This window comes from Okeania sp. SIO3I5 (genome assembly GCF_010672085.1).
Lineage (GTDB): Bacteria > Cyanobacteriota > Cyanobacteriia > Cyanobacteriales > Microcoleaceae > Trichodesmium.
Genome location: NZ_JAAHHT010000005.1, coordinates 19,901 through 40,977, shown reverse-complemented (window position 1 = coordinate 40,977; position 21,077 = coordinate 19,901). Strand labels below are relative to the sequence as shown.

The window sequence follows — 21,077 nt, the reverse complement described above, 5'->3', positions numbered from 1 at the left end:
CTACCTGATTAATTCATAGATAATTATTCAAAAAGGTCTAACTATGAAAATCAGTGCAAAATTCCACACTGCCGCATTTATTGATGCTGGGCTAGAAAACTACCAGCAACTAATTGAGGGCATTCTCCCAGAAGTCCAAGCATTCCGACTCGACGAGGCTACTGATGGCTTTCTGCAAATCCACCAAATTTTACAGCAGCATCCAGAGCTAAAAATTGTTCACATTATTTCCCACGGAAGTCCTGGTTGTTTGTATTTGGGTAACAGTCAACTTAGTTTAGATACTTTCGGACGTTACCAGGCTCAATTAGAGGAGTGGCAAATTGATAATCTGCTACTTTATGGTTGTAATGTTGCTGCCGGGGATGCGGGTGCTGAGTTTGTGAGTAAGTTGCGAGGTTTGACAGGGGCAGAAATTGCAGCTTCTCAAACTTTAACGGGAAATGCAACTAAAGGTGGAAATTGGGAGTTAGAGGTTACTACGGGTAAGATGCAGTCGGTTTTGGCGTTGTTGCCGGAAGTCAGGAAGGGATATGCTTATGTTTTAAATCCAAAGCCAAAATTAGAATGGGCTGAAGAAATAGGCGGTAGCGGATTTGATGAAGGCTGGGGGATAGCCACCGATAGCAATGATAACGTCTTGGTTACGGGGAGCTTTCAAAATAGCATCAACATCAACGGAAATACCATACAAAGTAATGGCGGTTCTGATAGCTATGTAGCAAAATTCCTCAGCGATGGTACATTAGACTGGACTACAGAAATTGGTGGCAGCGGTTATGAATGGGGTCAGAAAATAGCTACAGACAGTAATGGTAATATCTTTGCCATTGGCAATTTTGAAAACAGTGTCCAGATCGGCGGAATCAGCGGAGGTGGAACTGGCCTGAGCAGTAATGGTGGTATAGATGCCTATCTAGTCAAATTTTTCAGCGACGGAACATTAGACTGGGCTAAAGAAATCGGTGGTAGTGGTTATGATACTGGCCATGATATAGCTATAGATAGCAGCGACAACGTATTGGTAACTGGCTCTTTTGAAGACGAAATGAATATCGGAATCAATAGTCATGGCAACAAAGATGCCTATGTAGCTAAATTTCTCAACGATGGCACATTAGAGTGGGCTAGAGAGATAGGTGGTCTCGATAGTGACGAGGGCCGGGGCATAGCTACTGACAGCAACGATAATGTTTTGATTACTGGCTATTTTGAAAAGGACATTAACATTGGTGCTATTCCCAGCGCTGTTCAATATGGCTTTAACACCTATGTAGCCAAGCTCGACAGCGATGGTGATGTAGAATGGGCTAAAAATATTGGTGGTGGTAGGGGTGACTTAGGCATTGGGATAACTACCGACATTGATGATAACGTCCTAGTTACGGGTCGTTTGATCGGTGACATGGATATCTACAAAGATAACACCATTGACCTTACCAGTAATGGTGCTCAGGATAGCTATGTAGTCAAGCTCAACGACGACGGCGATTTAGAATGGAAAGAACAAATCGGCAGCATTGATCGTGATGGTGGCTATGATATAGCGACTGATAGTCTTGGCAATGTCTTGGTAACAGGCTATTTCTCAAACAGTGACATTAACATTGATCAAAATAGCACGAATGACCTGACTAATAATGGTAGGAGGGATGGCTATGTAGTTAAATTCAGCAGTAACAGTAATTTAGTCTGGGCTGAGGAAATAGGTAGCAGCGGTCTTGACCATGGCTGGGGGATAGCTACTGATAGTAAGGACAACGTTTTGGTAACAGGCTCTTTCTCAGACAATAACATTAACATTGATCAAAATAACACGAATGACCTGACTAATAATGGTAGGAGGGATGGCTATGTAGTTAAATTCTCTGAATGCCAAGCCTTACAGGGCACTGCCAGCTCAGAAACAATAGACGGTTCCGACTGCGATGACACCATCTCCAGTTTCGGCGGTAACGACACTATATTCGGCAACGACGGCAATGATGAAGCCAGCGGTGGCAGAGGCGACGACAACTTATCTGGAGGCAACGGCAGCGACACCCTTAACGGCGATGGTGGCAACGATACTCTCCTGGGAGAAGCAGACAACGACATTCTGATAGCAGGTCCTGGAAACGACTTCCTCGAAGGAGGTTCGGGCAACGATACTCTTAACGGAGGCAACGGCAGCGACACCCTTAACGGCGATGGTGGCAACGATACTCTCAAAGGAGAAAATGGTAGAGATATTCTAGACGGCGGTGTTGGAAACGACCTCCTGGAAGGAGACAGGGGGAACGACACTCTAAAAGGAGACAGGGGTAGTGATACTCTCAAAGGAGACAGGGGTAACGATATTCTGACAGGAAATCGGGGTAACGACCTCTTAGAAGGGGGTACAAGCAACGATACCCTTAAAGGAGACAGGGGTAACGATACTCTCAAAGGAGAAAATGGTAAGGATATTCTAGACGGCGGTGTTGGAAACGACCTCCTGGACGGCGGTAACAAAAGTGATACCCTAGAAGGAAACAAAGGTAAGGATACTCTCCTGGGAGGAAAAGGCAACGATATTCTGACAGGTGGTTCAGGAAACGACAGTCTCGATGGCGGTGACAATAACGACACCCTTAAAGGAAACAGAGGTAACGATACTCTCCTGGGAGGAAAAGGCAACGATATTCTTGACGGCGGTGTTGGAAACGATCTCCTCAACGGCGGTAATAGCAGGGATAGTCTGACAGGTGGTGAAGGTAACGATACTCTTAATGGAGAAAATGGTAAGGATACTCTAGACGGCGGTGTTGGAGACGACCTCCTCAGCGGTGGCGATCGCGAGGATAGTCTCGTAGGTAGCGACGGTAAGGACACCCTTAATGGAGGAAAGGGTAACGATATTCTGACAGGTGGTTTAGGAAACGACAGTCTCGACGGCGGTGACAATAACGACACCCTTAATGGAGACAGAGGTAACGATACTCTCCTGGGAGGAAACGGCAACGATGTTCTTGACGGCGGTGTTGGAGACGACCTCCTCAACGGCGGTAATAGCAGGGATAGTCTGACAGGTGGTGAAGGTAAGGATACTCTTAATGGAGAAAATGGTAAGGATACTCTAGACGGCGGTATTGGAGATGACCTCCTGGACGGTGGCGATCGCAAGGATAGTCTGATAGGTGGTGAAGGTAACGATACTCTTAATGGAGGAAAAGGCAACGATATTCTGGAAGGGGGTGTTGGAGACGACCTCCTGGATGGGGGTGTTGGCAAGGATAGTCTTTACGGCAATGCAGGCAACGATACCTTTGTGTTAGCACCGGGAATGGGTAAAGATACTATCTTCGATTTTGAGGATGGATCTGATTTGATTAAGTTAGAAGGAGGTCTGACTTTTGGGGGTCTGACTATTCAGAATTCAGGGGGTTCTACTTTGATTAAGGACACCGCTAGTGGGGAAAAGTTGGCTATTTTGGACGGAGTCGATCATAACTCCATCGATACGATTGATTTTATTTAGCATCGTTTTGATATAAACAGGACTTACGCAGGTGAATCCAGAAACCCGGTCTCGTAAACATCTATTGCTCAAAACAATGATTTATCGTAGAAACCGGGTTTCTTTGCGTAAGTGCTACAGCGCTTTTCTTTCTTGATGAACCACATCGTCACAACCAAAACCCTGTAGAGACGTTCCATGGAACATCCCTACTGTGTTCTACTCAACTCAAAAGCGCTGTAATAAAGTCAGGACTTACGCAAAATATGAAAATATACACCAGATGTAGGGGCGAATGGCATTCGCCCTCCTAGGAATAGCGTGTTGTCTAAAAATTTGCGTAAGTCCTGAAAGTATAATATCATGTCCGGATCAGAGCGTGATAGAACGACCTTCCGCTTACGCGACCAAAAAACTTTTTCCTCCTTATACATTCAAACTCTCTTCTCTTCCCTCATTTCTCCTGTACGGGCGTTAACGATAGTTATGCGAAGCAAACGGCCGGAAAGCCCCTACGACTCCTGACTCCTCCTTCCTTATTTATAACTATTCAACCGGACATGATATAAAGCACAGTCGTCCGCAGCGACGAAGTGAAAGCAATCTCAGGAATTTAGGAGATTGCTTCTTTCTATTCCGTTCCAGTCGCAATGATTTATATCATGTCCGTTGGTATCGTTTGTATAAAAATTGGGGAAATATTTACCGTCATGTAAGGTTTTTCCTTCTCTTGTAGGGGCGAACGGCCATTCGCCCCTACTTCTTCCTTACCTTCTCTATACAATACCGATGCTACCGGACATGATATTACAGCAGTTTTCAGATCAATGAACCACATAAAAAAAAACGATAACCTTGTAGGGACGTTGCATACAACGTCCCTACTTTTTGGTTGATTAATGTTACTTGATATAAGGGCGAATGGCCATTCGCCCCTACTCCTGACTCCTGATCTCAAATCCGCTTGGTTAGCTATAATATTATCTCCTAAACTATTTGCGTAGTGCTATAATATCAGGACTTACGCAGAACCACTATATATAGGGCGAATGCCATTCGCCCCTACAGATGGTGTATAATTTCGTGTTTTGCGTAAGTCCTGAAGATATAATCAAGACTTACACAAATTCTTAGACAATATGCTATCCCTAGGGGAGAACGCCATTCATCCCTACTAAATATGTCGGTTCTGAGTAAGTCCTGTATAATATAAAAGCGAGAAAATTTACTCTCTATTCCCTATTCCCTATTCCCTATGATTGAAATTGATAATCAAGCTTACGAATTTTTTGTAGAAGAAACTACTGAATTACTGCAAACTCTTGAGGAAGGATTAATTAATATTTCTCAAGAGCATGAACTGCAAACACTTCATAAATTAATGCGGGCAGCTCATTCAATTAAAGGTGGTGCCGCTTGTCTTGGTTTCATGGGAATTAAAACAATTGCCCATGACTTAGAAAATGGTATTAGAGCTCTTTATCAGGAAAATACTGTTTTTGACTTGGAGTTAGAGAATCTACTGCTACAAGCTTTTGACTGTTTGCAATCGCCTACTACAAAACAAATTGAAACAGGTAACTATGATGAAAATACAGCTCTTACTAAGGCGAAGCAAGTTTTTGAGCAGTTGGAAAATAAACTTGGGCATTCCCTAGAGGAAGCAGCAGAGTTTCCAGAAGTACCAATGGAACAGGGTGATATGGCTAAATTTCTGTTTACAGAGGAAATACCTTCTGGTTTGCACCGTTGGGAAAATTTGTTATCTGGAAAGAATATTTCCGAGACTGGTTTATCCCTTCAAGATGAGTTGCACAGACAAGCAGAAGTTTTTGCGACTTTGGGCACAATGCTGAATTTGCCTGGGTTTACTTCTATTGCTAAAACTACAATTAAAGCGCTAGAGGTAAATCCGAAATATACGGCAAAAATAGGTCAACTAGCTTTAGCAGATTTTTGGGCAGGACAAAAAGCAGTATTAGAAGGCGATCGCGCTCAAGGTGGAAAACCAAATCCGACATTAGTCAAATTGACGCGCCCGCTCAAACCTAAAAAAGCTGTCGCAACTACTAAGCAGAAACAAGTCGATCAAGCTACTGAAAAATCCGATGTTGCTAATCAAAATCAAGGTAAAAAAGCAGAAGCAAATAACACAACTAAAACTCAAAAGTCTAAGACTGCGACAACATCAGTAAATATCTCTGAGCAAAAAGATTCTGCACCAGAAGTTACTCAAAATTCCCAGGTAGAAAAAGTAAATAAATCTACTGAAAAATCCAACGTTGCTAATCAAAAAAAAGGTCAAAAAACAGCAGCAAATAACATAACTAAAACTCAAAATTCTCAGACTGCAACAACATCAGTAAATGTCTCTGAGCAAAAAGATTCTGCACCAGAAGTCACTCAAAATTCCCAGGCAGAAAAAGTAAATCAAGTCACTAAAAAATCTAACGTTGCCAATCAAAATCAAGGTCAAAAAGCACAGATAACAAATACAACTAAAACTCCAACTTCTAATTCTGAGCAAGAAGAATCTGTAACAGAAATCACTCACAATCCAAAGCAAATTGAGCAAAAATCTAACAGTTCTCAATCCCAGTCTACTTTAGGTATTAGGATAGACCTTAAACGGCTAGAAATGTTGAATAATTTAGTAGGAGAATTAGCCACTCAAGATAATAGTTTTATTCTCCAAAATCAACAAACTCAAGCTTCAATAGAAACTTTAGACAAAGGATGGCAAAGATTTCAGCAATTAATTATGAATCTCCAAGATATTACCGCCTTTTCTGAGAAACTCAAAAAATCATCAAATCCTCAAAATCAAAAACTAGCATCTCTACTAAATATAATTCCAAATCTTACAGAAGAAATTTCTCAAATAGGAGAAGCAGTAGACGATATTAAACTATTACATCAGCAAACTCAACAAGTTGTCAAAAAAAGGCAACAAACCTTACAACAAATACAAAGTCATCTTAATAAAACTCGAATGTTACCTGTGGAATCATTATTTAATAGATTCCCCAGAATGATTAGAGATTTATCAGTGGAAAAGCAAAAACAGGTAAAACTAGAATTAGTTGGGATGAATACTATGTTAGACAAAGCAGTTTTAGAGAAATTATATGACCCCATAGTTCATATACTGAGAAATGCTTTCGATCATGGTATTGAACCTGTAGAAATAAGACAAGTTAATGGTAAATCAGAGGTAGGAATAATTACTATCAAATCTTATTATCAAGGAAATTATACTTATATTGAAATTCAAGATGATGGTGGAGGTATAGATGTTGAAAAAATTCGGAATAAAGCTATAGTTAAGCAACTGATTTCTGCTAGTGAAGCCACAAAATTATCAACCAAACAGTTATATCAATTCTTATTTTATCCTGACTTTTCAACTAAAGAAAAAGTGAGCGATTTGTCAGGAAGAGGAGTGGGGTTAGATGCAGTATTGCGTCAAATCGAAGCATTAAAAGGTAATATTACTATTCAATCAGAAATCGGTAAAGGTACAAGATTTCTTCTCAGATTACCTTGGACTTTAACAATTACAAAATTATTAGTTTTTCGTATAAAAAACAATTTATTTGCGATTCCGCTAGATATTTTAGCAACGATTGTTTATGCAGAGCCAAGTGAGATTAAATCAAATAAAAAAGGGGAAGAAACTTATACTTGGCAAGGCAAAAAAGTATCAATAGCACCATCAATTGTATCAGATTATAATTATCCAATAGTGTTAGAAAATATCCAGCAAAAAGCTCTTGAATTTGGCAAAAATCCTTATGGTAAAAGCTCTCAAGGCAAAGTAATGTTGTTATTAATTTCTGAAGATACAGATACAATTGCCATCAAGATTGAACAAATATTAATGGAACAAAATTTGACGATTAAACCTTTTAGCAAAGTTTTAACAGCACCATCATATTTTTATGGTTGCACAATCTTAGGAGATGGCAGTTTAGTACCAGTTATTGACGGAATTAAATTATTAGAAAAAACATTACAACAGGGAGAATCAAATACTCATAAATTGCCTGGTATTCAGAAGAAATCTCAACAGTCTGCTTTGTCTAAATTAACAACTATTTTAGTAATAGATGATTCTTTAACTACTCGTCAAACTATTTCTCAAACTTTACAGAAATCAGGATATAATGTGGTGCAAGCTAAAGATGCTAAAGAAGGATTAGTAAAGCTACAACGAAATGCTCAAATTCAGGCTATTATTTGTGATGTGGAAATGCCAGAAATGAATGGTTTTGAGTTCCTTAGTCGTTGTCGTAAACAATATTCTCAGGAGGAAATGCCTGTATTAATGTTAACATCTCGTGCGAGTCAGCCGTATCGTCAGTTAGCTAAACAGTTGGGTGCAAATGACTATTTAACTAAACCTTATTTAGACCAAGATTTAATTAATAGTTTACAAAAATATTTGAGTAATTAATGTAAGTATTCAACATTGTTTAATTTTGCAGATCAGCAGTTCCATTCTGTTCCATTAAGGTTTTTTTGTTATTATCTATTGTTTTCGGAAAGGAAAAATAAATAAGCATTTGAGCTGTCAATTTTGGCTCTTTCTGGTATCCAAATTTGTTTGGATACCAGCTTTTAAAAGACCTGTGTATTGATGGTATTTATCTCAAGTGTCATAAGTTTCACCTCTTCTTCTTCTATAATTGTACAAAGGAACATCTTTTGCACCTGCTAAATATAGGTTTTCTTCTTTTGTTACCAGTCTTGATTTAGCGTTTTTTTGATGGTATTTTTCCCATTTTATAGCTAAATTTATATCAGATAAAACTTGCCATTCAGTCCCCAAATCATCAATTTTTGTATAGACTGTTATCTCATTAATATTGGATTCTTCATATTTTAACAAATCTGACATCAAAACATGCATTGGAATGATATGATCTGTATGAACATTAAAGGCATCTTTTTTCGCTAAATCAAGTAATTCTGGTTTTTCTTTTAAAGCTTGATTTCTAAATATTTTAATCTGTTCCCTAACTTCATACCTAAAGGCTGCCAACACATCTTTCTTATTATTTTTTTCTGGTTCATTTAAAGCTTTTCTATATGAGTAAGGCTCCCATTCTCCATCCTTATTTTTATAATTAAATGCACTATATTTTCCGCAAGAATCAAGAGCTATTTTTATCTGGGGATAATCGGACATTGAAATGTGCGATCGCCGTCGCAACAAAATCCATTTTCCTAGTAAATATTCAGGTGAATTTTCTTTAAGAATTTTTCCTGGTGGGGTGCTAGTCAAAACATCTCTACACATTTTTGTCAACTCAGATTTATTTTTCAAATCTCCATAGTAATCATATTTTTTTCTCACTGAAACCTCCTCAAATCTCACGCAACCTTAACTGGTTTGTATAATTTAGTATATCTAGTGAAGCCCACATTCAGAAGGTTATAATAGCTGAATGCTTACTTTTACACTATTCTATTAGTAAATTAATCAATTCTTGTATCTAAAAATGTCACAACAATTTTCCCCGGAACCTATACTTGAAATTACTGTCCAAGAGCTAGGAAGTCGCCTAATAGATGGTATTCCTGAAAATTTACAATTAGTAGATGTTCGAGAGCCACAAGAAGTAGAAATAGCCTTCATCAAAGGTTTTAAAGTTTTACCCTTAAGTCAGTTTCCGGAATGGTCAGATCAAATTCATGTCCATTTAGACTCCGATCGCGAAACCTTAGTCTTGTGCCACCATGGAATGCGTTCAGCTCAAATGTGCCAATGGTTGAAGAGTCAGGGTTTTACAAATGTTAAAAATATTATTGGTGGTATAGACGCATACTCATTGGTAGTAGATAGAAGTATACCTCGCTATTAACTATAGCTATTTAATTTAGATATAGAAAATTTAACGGAGCGGCGATTTTAAATTACTATATAGGAAAGTTCGTTTGGCTACATATTTATTTACATATAGGTGTAACTTTATCACAATAAAGCACTAAGTTATATTAAGAAAAATCACTTTAATTTGATGATTAAATTAAGATAATCTTAAGATAATTTTTTTTTATTGTCTGGTAGCTTACCGATATACTTACCTACATCCATGTCAGTGCAAGTTAAGCTTAATAATCGCCATCAACATATTCTCTGGGCAACAGTTCGCCACTATATTGCGACAGCAGAGCCGGTTGGCTCAAAATCCCTTGTAGCAGCAGAAGAGTATAATCTCAGTGTTAGTCCAGCAACTATTCGCAATGGGATGAGCTTTTTAGAAAAAAGTGGACTGTTATATCAACCTCATACTTCGGCAGGAAGAGTTCCCTCGGACTCAGGCTACCGAATATATGTAGACCAATTAATGACACCTTCAGAAAATCTGGCTTTTGAAGTTGAAGAACTTTTACAAAAACAACTGAATTGGCCAGAAGGTCGCCTAGAGGCCGTACTCCAGGGAGCAGCTCAAATTTTAGCTAGTCTGAGTGGTTATATTACTTTGGTGACAATGCCTCAAACTTCCACGGCCAAACTACGACATCTACAATTGGTACAAGTGGAAAGAGAAAAAATTATGCTGATTGTAGTGACAAATACTTATGAAACTCAATCGCTGCTGATGGACTTGAGGGCGATAAATCAGACAAGCGATCGCCAAAATTTACAGGATAATTCGGCAGTCCCTAACTTAGAAGATATTGATAGAGAGTTACAGATATTATCAAATTTTTTGAACAGCCAACTAAAAGGGCGAGGAATAGGGGAATTATCTTTATTGGACTGGAGTGAGCTAGATCGGGAGTTCGAGAAATACGCTGAATTAATCAAAAATCTTTTGGAAAATTTAACTCTCCGCTGTCAAACACCAGATTATACTAAAATTTTGATTAGTGGTATAGCAGAAGCACTGCGTTTACCAGAATTCTCCCAACTTGAACAAGTCCAAACTATTATTCAACTACTAGAAGAAAAACAAGAGGAACTGTGGCCTTTAATATTTGGAGGTACTGCCAAAAAAACAGATCCGCAGGTGAGAGTTAGAATTGGCTCAGAAAATCCTTTGGAACCTATTCAAGCTTGTGCCCTGGTTTCTGCAACTTATGGAAATGGTAAAATTCCTCTGGGTAGTGTAGGAGTATTGGGGCCAACTCGGATGGTTTATGAGGATGCGATCGCTCTAGTTAAATCTACGGCTGATTTTCTCTCGGAAGCGATCGGAAGTTATTAAGTTTTTAGTAAATTTTTGCCTTTTACCTGACCAGTAGCAGTAGTATATTTTTGACATTAAAAGAGGGAACAGGGAACAGGGAACAGGGAACAGAGGGGAGTAATTGATAATTTATGGATAAGAATTGATTTTATTTGTCATTTTTGGAGAAGTCTAATTGATATAGCGTTTTCAGTAGGCGTGAGGTATATCAACGATCCCCCTAAATCCCCCTTAAAAAGGGGGACTTCCAGTTCCCCCCTTCTCAAGGGGGGTTAGGGGGGATCTGCAGCGGTACCTCACTAACCTGGGAAATGCTATATAGCGTTTCTCAGACTAATGAGGTACACCTATTTTTATTTCTATTCTATTCTATATTCATTCTGTGTTTCCTGTTCCCTAAAACCTAGAATTTTTTTGTACCTCACGCTTCTTGGGAATTGCTATTTTAGAATAAAGAAAGAGAAATGCGGTAGGCTTTATTGTCAATGCTTGTGGATGAGTAACTACCGACGTAGTGACGTTTTCGGCTAAGAGCCGACATGAAACGCTGTGCGATGTGAAACGCATTTTTGTGATGCAACGTCCGTACTAGAAGCAGGATACTAACTATGTTTAGTCCGTACACATTAGACTGTCAGTTTGTGACATTTTATCAGGACTTACGCAAAATTACAAATCATACACCTTATGTAGGGGCGAATGGCATTCGCCCTTACTAGATATGGAGGTTCCGCGTAAGTCCTGTTTATATCAGTTTTATGAAGCAGTTAAATATGTAAATATGAGAAAACTAAAAAATATTATATCAGGTTTGTTGGCAATACTACAACCCAAATCAGAAAAACTAGAGGTTGAAACTTATGGTTTAACGGATAGTCAGTTTTCACCAGAAAAGACTGAGGAGATTGTGGGATGGTTACTAAAGGTTTTGATCAAAACAGGATATATTGGTAAGTCTTATTTGGTTTTTGATCATGGCAATGAGGATTGGGAAGATTTGATGTTGAAAGCGATTTTGAGAGAAGAACCAATGTTTTTGTATCGACTGAATAATAGACCTTCACCTTCTAATACTGGCTGTCATTGGTATTTAACTGAGCATCCAAGTTTAAGACTTTATAAGTTACACTTTGAGGTTAATTAGATTGTCAAGTGTGAAAAAAAATTGTGTTTACTCTTTCCCAATAAAGGGGATGAAAAAAACAGGTTCAATATTTTAAGCCTCTGACTTCAAGCAGAGCTACTGATAACTGATAACTGATAACTGATAACTGATAACTGATAACTGAAATGACAGCTCCTATATTTTGGCGATCGCATACCCTACAGAATAGTGGTTAAGTGGAAGATTAGAAAAACCACTGGAAATAGGTGTTAATCAGAATTAATTAGGACTTAAGCAGAAACCGGGTTTATATTAACAGGACTTACGCAAAATAGCAAATTATACACCAGTTGTAGGGGCTTTCCGGCCGGAAAGCCCCTACTAGATATGGTGGTTCTGCGTAAGTCCTGATTAAATGAAAAGGAGATAGCAAAATAACTGTATGGGTTGGGAAACCAAACCCCTACATTCATTCTCTAATATTTATATCAAGTCAATTTCAAGGAATAAAAATTATGTCAGAACTACAAGAATTAAGAAAAAAAGCTCTGAATTTATCAGTAAGCGATCGCCTGTTATTACTTAAGGCAATTGCAGATTCTTTGAACGAAGACCTCCGCCCTCGTCCACAGTTACCCCCAGAGTTCTTAGACAAGTTACGAGGTATAGGAAAAACAGATAGTCCACCTCCAACTGATGCTGAAGTTGAAGCTATCCTCGAAGAACGTTTAGTGGAGAAATATCTAAAATGAGGGTATTAATAGATACTAATATCGTCCTGGATTTTGTCTTAGAGAGAGAGCCTTTTTTGAATGATGCTAATGCTTTATTTGAAGCTCTAAGACTTCAGGAAATAGAAGGATATGTCACAGCAACAACTTTAACTAACATTTTCTACATTGTCAGAAAACAAACTAAAAGTCTTGAAAGAGCAAGGGAAGCTGTTTCTATGACATTAGCATTAATGAAAATTTGCGACGTTAATCGCAATATTTTAGAAACTGCTTTTGCTTCTAATTTGAGAGATTTTGAGGATGCAGTGCAATTAGCTTGTGCTTATGCTTGCAATGTGGATGCTATTGTTACTCGTAATGCTGATGATTTTGCTGGTGCAAGTTTGCCTATTTTGTCAGTTCAACAGTTATTTGAACAGTCCGCACCAATGGATAATTGATAATAGATAATTAATCCAGTAGATTGGCTTCCGAGTAATATAATTCCATCGATCATCATACAATAGGTAGGGGCGAATGGCCATTCGCCCCTACAATATAGACTCTTACCTTTAATACTGAATAACACCAATGCTACCGGCTTTGATATAACGCACCGAACATCATAGAAGAGGCGGTGCGTTACGACGAATTTCTGAACTTCCTTCAAATTATGAATTTCAGCCGTCTAACGCACCCTACAATTTTGGCTAAGTTTCAGAACATTATGGAAGAAGCGATGCGTTACTTCTCATTATCAATTATCCATTATCCACAGGACTTACGCAGAACCACTTTATGCAGTAGAGGGCGAATGCCATTCGCCCCTACAAATGGTGTTTTATTTCCTGTTTTGCGTAAGTCCTGATCCATTATCAATTATCAATTATCAATTATCCATTATCACTGTATGCTTCTATTGGCAAACAAGAACAGACAAAGTTACGATCGCCAAAAGCATTATCAACCCGCCCTACACTCGGCCAAAATTTATGCTCTCGCGTCCAAGGTGCAGGATAAGCAGCACGTTGTCGAGAATAACCATGGTTCCACTCATCAACCATCAAACTCTCGGCAGTATGAGGCGCATTTTTCAATAAATTATCCTCTTTATCTGCTTTACCAGTTGCAATCTCATCTATTTCTTGACGAATGGAAATCATCGCATCACAAAAACGATCTAACTCCTCCTTCGATTCACTCTCGGTTGGTTCCACCATGATTGTACCTGCTACCGGCCAAGAAACTGTCGGCGCGTGAAAACCATAATCCATCAAACGCTTGGCAATATCATTCACTTCAATATTAGCCAACTTTTTCACCGGACGTAAATCCAAAATGCACTCGTGAGCAATAAACCCATACTTACCCTTGTACAAAACTGGATAATAACTTTCCAATCGTTGAGCAATATAATTAGCATTCAAAATCGCGATCTTAGTTGCATCAGTCAAACCATCTGCACCCATCATGGCAATATACATCCAAGAAATGGGCAGAATACTGGCGCTTCCCCAAGGTGCAGCAGATACCGCTCCACTAGAATTTTCGCCACCAATATTAATCACAGAATGCCCTGGTAAAAACGGTGCTAAGTGAGACTTAACGCCGATCGGACCCATTCCTGGACCACCGCCACCGTGAGGAATACAAAAAGTCTTGTGCAAATTCAAATGACAAACATCAGCACCAATTTCTGCCGGACGACATAATCCCACTTGAGCATTTAGATTCGCTCCATCCATATAAACTTGCCCACCGAAACCGTGGATAATTTCACAGATATCAACAATGTCTTCCTCAAATACACCGTGAGTAGAAGGGTAAGTAATCATTATGGCAGCTAAATTATCTTTGTGCTTTTCTGCCTTTGTCTGCAAATCTGCAATATCTATATTTCCTTCGCTATCGCATTTCACAACCACAACTTTTAACCCACTCATCACCGCTGAAGCAGGGTTTGTACCGTGAGCAGATTCAGGAATTAAACAAACATTGCGATGTGCTTCCCCACGGTTAGCATGATATTCGCGAATTACTAATAAACCGGTATATTCTCCTTGGGAACCTGCATTTGGTTGGAGAGAAATTGCTGCAAAACCTGTGATTTCTGCCAACCATTCCTCTAGTTGCTCAAACATTATTTGATAACCCTGAGTTTGAGAAGTGGGAGCAAAAGGATGAATTTTGGCAAATTCTGGCCAGGTTACAGGTATCATTTCTGCGGTAGCATTAAGTTTCATCGTACAGGAACCCAGGGGTATCATTGATGTTATCAAAGATAAATCTTTTGCTTGCAAACGATGGATATAACGCAAAAGTTCTGTTTCAGAATGATAACTGTTAAATACTGGGTGAGTTAGATAACTGCTAGTACGGGAGAATCCCCCCTTACCCCCCTTTGAAAGGGGGGGAATGTTTTCGGTTTCTTTTGAAAGGGGGGGAATGTTTTCGGTTTCCTTTGAAAGGGGGGGAATGTTTTCGGTTTCTTTTGAAAGGGGGGGAATGTTTTCGGTTTCCTTTGAAAGGGGGAAAGTGTTTCCGTTTTCGATATCTGGCAATGTTTTCCCTCCAGCAAAAATTTGCCACAGATTTTGTACATCTGTCTCAGTGGTAGTTTCATCTAGAGAAATACCAACTGTTTGCTCGTCAAAAGTTCGCAGATTAATACCTAGATTTTCAGCAGCATCAATAATTTCTTTTGCACTTTTTAGAGGAGAGTCAGCACCCACTGTTATCCGAATAGTATCAAAAAACGGTTCTGCACCAATCTGATAACCGAGCTGTTTTAAACCTTCTGCCAATTTAAAAGTCAAATTATGGATATTTTCCGCAATTTCTTTTAAACCATCGGGACCGTGATATACCGCATACATACCTGCCATTACCGCTAGCAGAACTTGAGCAGTACAAATATTGCTCGTTGCCTTCTCACGGCGAATATGCTGTTCCCGCGTTTGCAGTGCCAACCGTAACGCTGGGTTGCCATTAGCATCTTGAGACACCCCAACGATACGTCCTGGAGTTTGTCGTTTATAAGCTTCCTTAGTCGCGAAGTAAGCTGCATGGGGACCGCCATATCCCAGAGATACGCCAAAACGTTGAGTATTACCCACAACAATATCAACACCAAACTCTCCAGGAGGCGTCAGTAAAGTTAAACTGAGTAAGTCAGCAGCAACAGTTACTAAACCTTTTACCTCGTGAACCTTTTCCACAAATTCGCGGTAGTCATAAATTGCTCCGTCAGTAGCAGGATATTGGAGGAGAGCGCCAAAAATTGGTTCATCAAAAGTGAAAGTCCGGAAGTCGCCGACTATTACTTCTATTCCTAATGGTTGCGCCCTTGTTTTGACAACTTCAATATTTTGAGGATGGCAGTTAGAGTCAACAAAGAAAGCTTTTGCCTTAGTTTTGCACAAATTGTAACTCATACTCATTGCTTCCGCTGCTGCTGTCGCTTCATCAAGTAGAGAAGCATTAGCTATTTCCAAACCAGTTAAGTCCGTAACCATAGTTTGGAAATTCAGCAAAGCTTCCATCCGTCCTTGAGCTATTTCCGCTTGATAGGGAGTATAAGCGGTATACCAACCAGGATTTTCGAGGATATTGCGGAGGATGACTGGTGGAGTAATACAGTCGTAATAACCCATACCAATGAAGGAACGAAATACCTGATTTTTAGAGATTATTTCTTTGATTTGGGCAAGAGCAGCACTTTCACTCAGAGACTTGGGCAAATTGAGGGGTTGCTGGTATCGAATTTTTTGCGGAACTGTTTTGTCAATTAGGTCATCTAGGGACGAAATACCTAATACGGCCAGCATTTGTTGTATTTTCTCAGAAATAGGGCCAATATGTCGTTGAGAAAAGTCCGTTGACTTTTGGCCTTGGTTAGCTAGTTGTCGTTGATTGCTTAACTTTGTATTAGATTGATATATTGCTACCACTTTGATGTTCCTTAGAATCAGTTTCTGATTACAATTGTAACAAAAATTCATAAGTTAATGCAAGTGAATAGAGTGGGGAGTGTGGGAGGTGTGGGGAGTGTGGGAGGTGTGGGGAGTGTGGGAGGTGTGGGAGGTGTGGGGAGTGTGGGAGGTGTGGGGAGTGTGGGAGGTGTGGGAAGTGTGGGAGGTGTGGGAGGTGTGGAGAGTGTACATTGGAATTATAGTTTTAGAGTTTATGAACTATAAAAGATGGGATTTCCCTTTTATACAAAGATTCATCCCAAGGTAAAGAAACCGGGTTTCTTCGATAAACCCTTGTTTTTCAAACGAGACATCTAGGAGAAACCCGGTTTCTGGGTTCACCTGCGTAAGGTAAAGAAACCGGGTTTCTTGGATAAACCCTTGTTTTTCAAACGAGACATCTAGGAGAAACCCGGTTTCTGGGTTCACCTGCGTAAGGTAAAGAAATCGGGTTTCTTGGATAAACCCTTGTTTTTCAAACGAGACATCTAGGAGAAACCCGGTTTCTGGGTTCACCTGCGTAAATTCTGTTATTACAGCACTTTTTAGGATGGTGAGGTACAGTTGAAAACTAATCTCTCTTTCATATTTACTAAAAGACATCTCCAAAAATAAAAAATGAAATCAATTCAAGATATTAAATCAACAATTTCATTCCCTATTCCCTATTCCCTATTCCCTATTCCCTGACTTCTGCAAGAAGTCTAAAGTGATAAAACTCTGTACCTCACTAACTCCGAAACTGCTGTAATTATTAATTATTAATGGCTTTGTTGCATGAAAGTAGCAATAGAACATCCGTTCAGCTTTTTCGCTCGCGACATGAAACTTATAGCGAGCGCGATATGTTTGCTCGCATTCCGTATCAATTTATTTATTGTCCAATAGTTAAGGGTAGCTGATTAAACCTCAAAGCTTTGACAGGTAAAAGTTTCAGCCTTTTATTTCCTAAATTGATGTTGGCTCTCACTATTGTCCAATAGTTAAGGGTGGCTGATTAAACCTCAAAGCTTTTACCTGTAAAAGTTTCAGCCTTTTATTTCCCAAATTGATGTTGGCTCTCACTATTGTCCAATAGTTACAGCAGTTTTCATTTCAGTAGACCACAGTAAGGGCGATTCGCGAATCGCCACTACAGAGTTTTGATTATGACGATGTGGTTCATCAATCTGAAAAGCGCTGTAAGGATGGCTGATTAAACCTCAAAGCTTTGACAGGTAAAAGTTTCAGCCTTTTATTTCCCAAATTGATGTTGGCTCTCACTATTGTCCAATAGTTAAGGGTGGCTGATTAAACCTCAAAGCTTTTACCTGTAAAAGTTTCAGCCTTTTATTTCCCAAATTGATGTTGGCTGTCACTATTGTCCAATAGTTAAGGGTGGCTGATTAAACCTCAAAGCTTTTACAGATAAAAATTTCAGCCTTTTTATTTCCAAAGCGGAGGAAGTGCGGAATGTTGGTTTTATGTAACAAAGCCATTATTAATTGTCAATTATTGAAAATTCCCTACTCCCTAAAAAAAACACTTATCTAACTTTTTCGCCATTGCCTCAGCATGAATCCACCACTTCTTACCACCTACCCAAATTCTTGAAGGTAAATGACCAACTGGTGACCAATTTCTAAACTTAAACCCGCGATCGCGAAAATGCAAATTATAAGTTAACCAACCTACCTGACTACAAAATTTTCCATAATCTTTATCCACACTTTCATAAATCTGTTTTTGCACACTAAACCCAAATTTTCCCCTACTATATTTCACCCAGAGGCGATCAATAGTCAGCAAATCTTCACAAGGCAAATTATCAATATCGTTCTGAAACAAATAACTTTTTCTCCTCTTCCCCAAAGCGTCACACAAAACTACCCAGGTTTCCATATCTGCTTCCTGCCACTTTTGCACTGCCAACAAATACTGCAATTTTCCATACTCTACCCCCACTGCCGAAATTAATTCATTTTTATCCAGCGTCATAACTTGCGGAATCAACCTCCCAACCAAACTCGGCAGCGATGGCAACAGAGACAACTTTTGATTTCCCAACGCTAAAGACTCAAGATTTTTCACAGGTTGCCTAACAATATTAGAGCGAGACTCCAACGCCTCCAAAACTTGTTCCGCAGTCTGGTAACGTTGACTCACAGAATTTTGCAACAACTTATCTAATATATTGCCGAGATGTTGACTCACACTACCCCCACTAGGCAAAAAATCTCGCCATCTCCAACAGTCATTAATAACATCGAACATATCCCACGGCGCAACATCCGTTAGTAAATGAATGCAAGTTACACCCAAACTAAACAAGTCACTTGCTGGCAGTGCTTTCCCCCTAGTTTGCTCCGGTGCCATATATTCCGGACTGCCAATAACAGTACCAGTGCGAATCAAAGCAGTACCAGTCAGCAACTTCGCCACGCCAAAATCAATTAAGACAATTTCTCCCACTTTTCCTAATTTTTCCAGTTGATTTTCTCCCGGTAGATGGGGTGGTTTTTGATAATTAATAGGTGGAGAAGTACGACGAATAATATTTTCTGGTTTAATATCTCGGTGAATAATTTGATGTTGATGAATAAACTGTAATACTGGCAGTAACTCCCGCAAAAGTTGCCATATTTGTTCTTCGTTGAAGAGACCTTGTTGTAATTCTTGCTTTAATGTCAGACCTTGAATATATTCTTGCACCAAATACAAATTTTGATTGTATTGAAAGTGAGCTAAAAGTAGAGGAATTTGTGGATGTTGCCCCAACTGTCCCAACCGCATTACCTCCCGCCGAAATAATCTAGCTGTTGTCTCATAGCTTTCCGGGTCGAGAGTGGGAAATGATATTTGCTTCAGAATACATGGGAGCTTCAGAAGATGTTGTTCGTCTACGGCCAAAAATGTCTTACCAAAGCCTCCTTGACCAACTTTTTTCAGAATACGATAGCGTCCCTCGAGAATTAGAGGAGAGTCGCAACTCTGGCAATAGTTTGCTGTGTCTGGGTTTTCTGGTTTGGGGCATTGAGGATTAATGCAATAACTCATTGAGGGAGAAGTTTTAGATTTTATATTTTTGTCAAGAGGGTTTACAAATATAATTTGGTAGTGCTATATTAATAAACTGTAAGAAAAAAATATATGGCGAGCGTGGCCAAGTGGTTAAGGCAGTGGTTTGTGGTTCCACCATTCGTGGGTTCGAGTCCCATCGTTCGCCCTTTTTAACTTTCCTGGCGGGAAGTCCCGCGATCTCCATCCCCCCTAACCCCCCTTTCCAAGGGGGGAGGGGGAGCGTCGGGATGAAAGCCTGGGCCAGGATTCGGATACCTTAATAAGCTAAACGTTCATATGCCCAAGACACAAGCTAAGAGCATTTTGTTATTGTAAAAGTCAAAACAGGGGGAGGACATCACCTCTGTCATGCGCAGCGGTCAGGGTTTCCCAGACGCTCAGAATCCCGCGTTGTCCATCCCCCCTAACCCCCCTTTGAAAGGGGGGAATAGAAGGGCAACGTCGGGAGTATGTCAACTTAGATACTGCTGCTAAAAGGACAAGCTCTATATATGAAATTCTTGATCAACCTTTTTAGTAAGTAGTTGAGCTCGGCAAAACAAAAAGTTCATTAATTTTGAATTTTGTAGGAGCATAGCATTGCTATGCTTCCATTATTGTATTGAGTGATATAAAATCCGCTTGCAATGGAAGTGTTATAAAAAACCGGGTTTATGCGAGATAGATGTCAATATAATGGGCATTCAGATCAACCCGGTTTCTCTGCTTTATTTATACCGATGCTACCGGATTTGATCTGAAATTTAGCTTCCATCAAAAAACTGTTCAAGTTATTTTTACATGGCTCCTTAGATCGGGAATGAGTAGCGATCGCTGCCTCACTCCCTACCGACTTTTTACAAAGGAATAAGTTCAGAAAAATTCACTAATAATTGTTCGTTGTCTAACTCATCCCCCAAACGTGCTGGTGAAAAATGTATTTGAATACCCCGTAATTTTTGTTGATAATGCAAATTAATCAAAGCTTTTAACGCTTGAGTCATCGCTCCTATACTCGCCAGATCAGTTTCAATATCTGGCACTTCTCCCTCAAACGCAACTGTTATCATCACCACTAAATTACCAGTAGGAGGCAAAGTTAAAGGTTCGTTATCTTCCCCATAGTCTTCACTTTCCCCAGAACTTAGGTAGCGTTGAGAGGAGTCTGTGAACAGTTCATCAAAAAAGTCTCCTGCTTCTCCTTCATTCCAAATAACATCACCTTCGTTAGCTGCCGACTGCCAATAAGTGTCATATTGTAGGAGACTTTCACAGACTTCAACGAGTCTTTCCCCCACTACTTCCAAGTCACCTTCTGATGCAACCGCTTCCCTAACAGCTCGATTCAAAACACCCAATAAGGGTGTCACCTCTGAACCCGTTAAGTGAATGAATAAACGAGAGACAACAAATCTCGTTTTACCTGTAAATTTATTTAAGTTATCTCGCCAAGAACCCATGATTTCACCTGCCAATCAATTAAATAAAAAGTAAGAAAAATTGATTATTTCTATATGGTAATTTGGCGTTGCACAATTAGGAATGATGAAATCCGAAAGTATATATTTTTGG

Annotated in this window: 13 protein-coding genes and 1 tRNA gene; 9 read left to right on the top strand and 5 right to left on the bottom strand. The window is 39.5% G+C overall.

The window, feature by feature from the left end:
• Positions 1-43 precede the first annotated feature (43 nt).
• Positions 44-3,499, top strand: a complete 3,456-nt coding sequence (locus tag F6K40_RS01910; RefSeq protein WP_293130577.1) for a DUF4347 domain-containing protein — start codon at positions 44-46, stop codon at positions 3,497-3,499.
• A gap of 634 nt (positions 3,500-4,133) precedes the next feature.
• On the opposite strand, the gene F6K40_RS01905 is transcribed toward F6K40_RS01910, so the two are convergent.
• Positions 4,134-4,316, bottom strand: a complete 183-nt coding sequence (locus F6K40_RS01905; protein ID WP_293130574.1) for a hypothetical protein — start codon at positions 4,314-4,316, stop codon at positions 4,134-4,136.
• A 417-nt stretch (positions 4,317-4,733) separates the two neighbouring features.
• On the opposite strand from F6K40_RS01905, the gene F6K40_RS01900 reads away from it, so the two are divergent.
• A complete protein-coding gene (locus F6K40_RS01900) occupies positions 4,734-7,934 on the top strand; it encodes a hybrid sensor histidine kinase/response regulator (RefSeq protein ID WP_293130571.1) in 3,201 nt (1,066 codons plus the stop codon).
• Positions 7,935-8,129: 195 nt separating this feature from the next.
• On the opposite strand, the gene F6K40_RS01895 is transcribed toward F6K40_RS01900, so the two are convergent.
• Entirely contained in the window at positions 8,130-8,837 is a 708-nt protein-coding gene (locus tag F6K40_RS01895; protein ID WP_293130568.1) for a hypothetical protein, read from the bottom strand.
• Between the two features lie 145 nt (positions 8,838-8,982).
• Here F6K40_RS01895 and F6K40_RS01890 point away from each other — a divergent pair, with 145 nt between their 5' ends.
• The 5 genes from F6K40_RS01890 (at position 8,983) to F6K40_RS01870 (ending at position 12,956) form a co-directional block, all read left to right on the top strand.
• The gene (locus F6K40_RS01890) at positions 8,983-9,345 is read left to right on the top strand and encodes a rhodanese-like domain-containing protein (RefSeq protein WP_293130565.1); all 363 of its coding nucleotides are present in this window, start codon (positions 8,983-8,985) and stop codon (positions 9,343-9,345) included.
• A 231-nt stretch (positions 9,346-9,576) separates the two neighbouring features.
• A complete protein-coding gene (gene hrcA / locus F6K40_RS01885; protein WP_293130562.1) occupies positions 9,577-10,695 on the top strand; it encodes a heat-inducible transcriptional repressor HrcA in 1,119 nt (372 codons plus the stop codon).
• A 763-nt stretch (positions 10,696-11,458) separates the two neighbouring features.
• Positions 11,459-11,821 carry a hypothetical protein gene (locus tag F6K40_RS01880; protein ID WP_293130558.1) on the top strand — a complete coding sequence of 121 codons (363 nt, stop codon included), beginning with the start codon at positions 11,459-11,461 and terminating at the stop codon, positions 11,819-11,821.
• Between the two features lie 476 nt (positions 11,822-12,297).
• The gene (locus tag F6K40_RS01875; protein ID WP_293130555.1) at positions 12,298-12,534 is read left to right on the top strand and encodes a hypothetical protein; all 237 of its coding nucleotides are present in this window, start codon (positions 12,298-12,300) and stop codon (positions 12,532-12,534) included.
• The gene (locus F6K40_RS01870; protein WP_293130552.1) at positions 12,531-12,956 is read left to right on the top strand and encodes a putative toxin-antitoxin system toxin component, PIN family; all 426 of its coding nucleotides are present in this window, start codon (positions 12,531-12,533) and stop codon (positions 12,954-12,956) included. Before F6K40_RS01875 ends, F6K40_RS01870 begins: the two co-directional genes overlap by 4 nt.
• Positions 12,957-13,388: 432 nt before the next feature.
• Here the strand turns inward: F6K40_RS01870 and gcvP are convergent, their stop codons facing one another.
• Positions 13,389-16,445: an aminomethyl-transferring glycine dehydrogenase gene (gene gcvP / locus F6K40_RS01865; protein ID WP_483143760.1), complete on the bottom strand. Its 3,057-nt coding sequence runs from the start codon at positions 16,443-16,445 to the stop codon at positions 13,389-13,391.
• Between the two features lie 79 nt (positions 16,446-16,524).
• On the opposite strand from gcvP, the gene F6K40_RS01860 reads away from it, so the two are divergent.
• Positions 16,525-16,734: a hypothetical protein gene (locus tag F6K40_RS01860; RefSeq protein WP_293130549.1), complete on the top strand. Its 210-nt coding sequence runs from the start codon at positions 16,525-16,527 to the stop codon at positions 16,732-16,734.
• 1,244 nt (positions 16,735-17,978) lie between these two features.
• Here the strand turns inward: F6K40_RS01860 and F6K40_RS01855 are convergent.
• A complete protein-coding gene (locus tag F6K40_RS01855) occupies positions 17,979-19,502 on the bottom strand; it encodes a serine/threonine-protein kinase (protein ID WP_293130546.1) in 1,524 nt (507 codons plus the stop codon).
• Between the two features lie 96 nt (positions 19,503-19,598).
• Here F6K40_RS01855 and F6K40_RS01850 point away from each other — a divergent pair.
• A tRNA-His gene (locus tag F6K40_RS01850) sits at positions 19,599-19,671 on the top strand.
• 691 nt (positions 19,672-20,362) lie between these two features.
• On the opposite strand, the gene F6K40_RS01845 is transcribed toward F6K40_RS01850, so the two are convergent.
• Complete coding sequence (locus F6K40_RS01845; protein ID WP_293130668.1) at positions 20,363-20,965, bottom strand: DUF1517 domain-containing protein; 603 nt, start codon at positions 20,963-20,965, stop codon at positions 20,363-20,365.
• Positions 20,966-21,077: the final 112 nt, after the last annotated feature.

Excerpts from the sequence above, each read along its gene's own strand:
- F6K40_RS01905 (WP_293130574.1), bottom strand. The coding sequence starts at position 4,316 with ATGTGGTTCATTGATCTGAAAACTGCTGTAATATCATGTCCGGTAGCA.
- F6K40_RS01880 (WP_293130558.1), top strand. The coding sequence starts at position 11,459 with ATGAGAAAACTAAAAAATATTATATCAGGTTTGTTGGCAATACTACAA.
- F6K40_RS01855 (WP_293130546.1), bottom strand. The coding sequence starts at position 19,502 with ATGAGTTATTGCATTAATCCTCAATGCCCCAAACCAGAAAACCCAGAC.
- hrcA (WP_293130562.1), top strand. The coding sequence starts at position 9,577 with ATGTCAGTGCAAGTTAAGCTTAATAATCGCCATCAACATATTCTCTGG.
- F6K40_RS01845 (WP_293130668.1), bottom strand. The coding sequence starts at position 20,965 with ATGGGTTCTTGGCGAGATAACTTAAATAAATTTACAGGTAAAACGAGA.
- F6K40_RS01870 (WP_293130552.1), top strand. The coding sequence starts at position 12,531 with ATGAGGGTATTAATAGATACTAATATCGTCCTGGATTTTGTCTTAGAG.
- F6K40_RS01875 (WP_293130555.1), top strand. The coding sequence starts at position 12,298 with ATGTCAGAACTACAAGAATTAAGAAAAAAAGCTCTGAATTTATCAGTA.
- F6K40_RS01910 (WP_293130577.1), top strand. The coding sequence starts at position 44 with ATGAAAATCAGTGCAAAATTCCACACTGCCGCATTTATTGATGCTGGG.
- F6K40_RS01890 (WP_293130565.1), top strand. The coding sequence starts at position 8,983 with ATGTCACAACAATTTTCCCCGGAACCTATACTTGAAATTACTGTCCAA.
- F6K40_RS01900 (WP_293130571.1), top strand. The coding sequence starts at position 4,734 with ATGATTGAAATTGATAATCAAGCTTACGAATTTTTTGTAGAAGAAACT.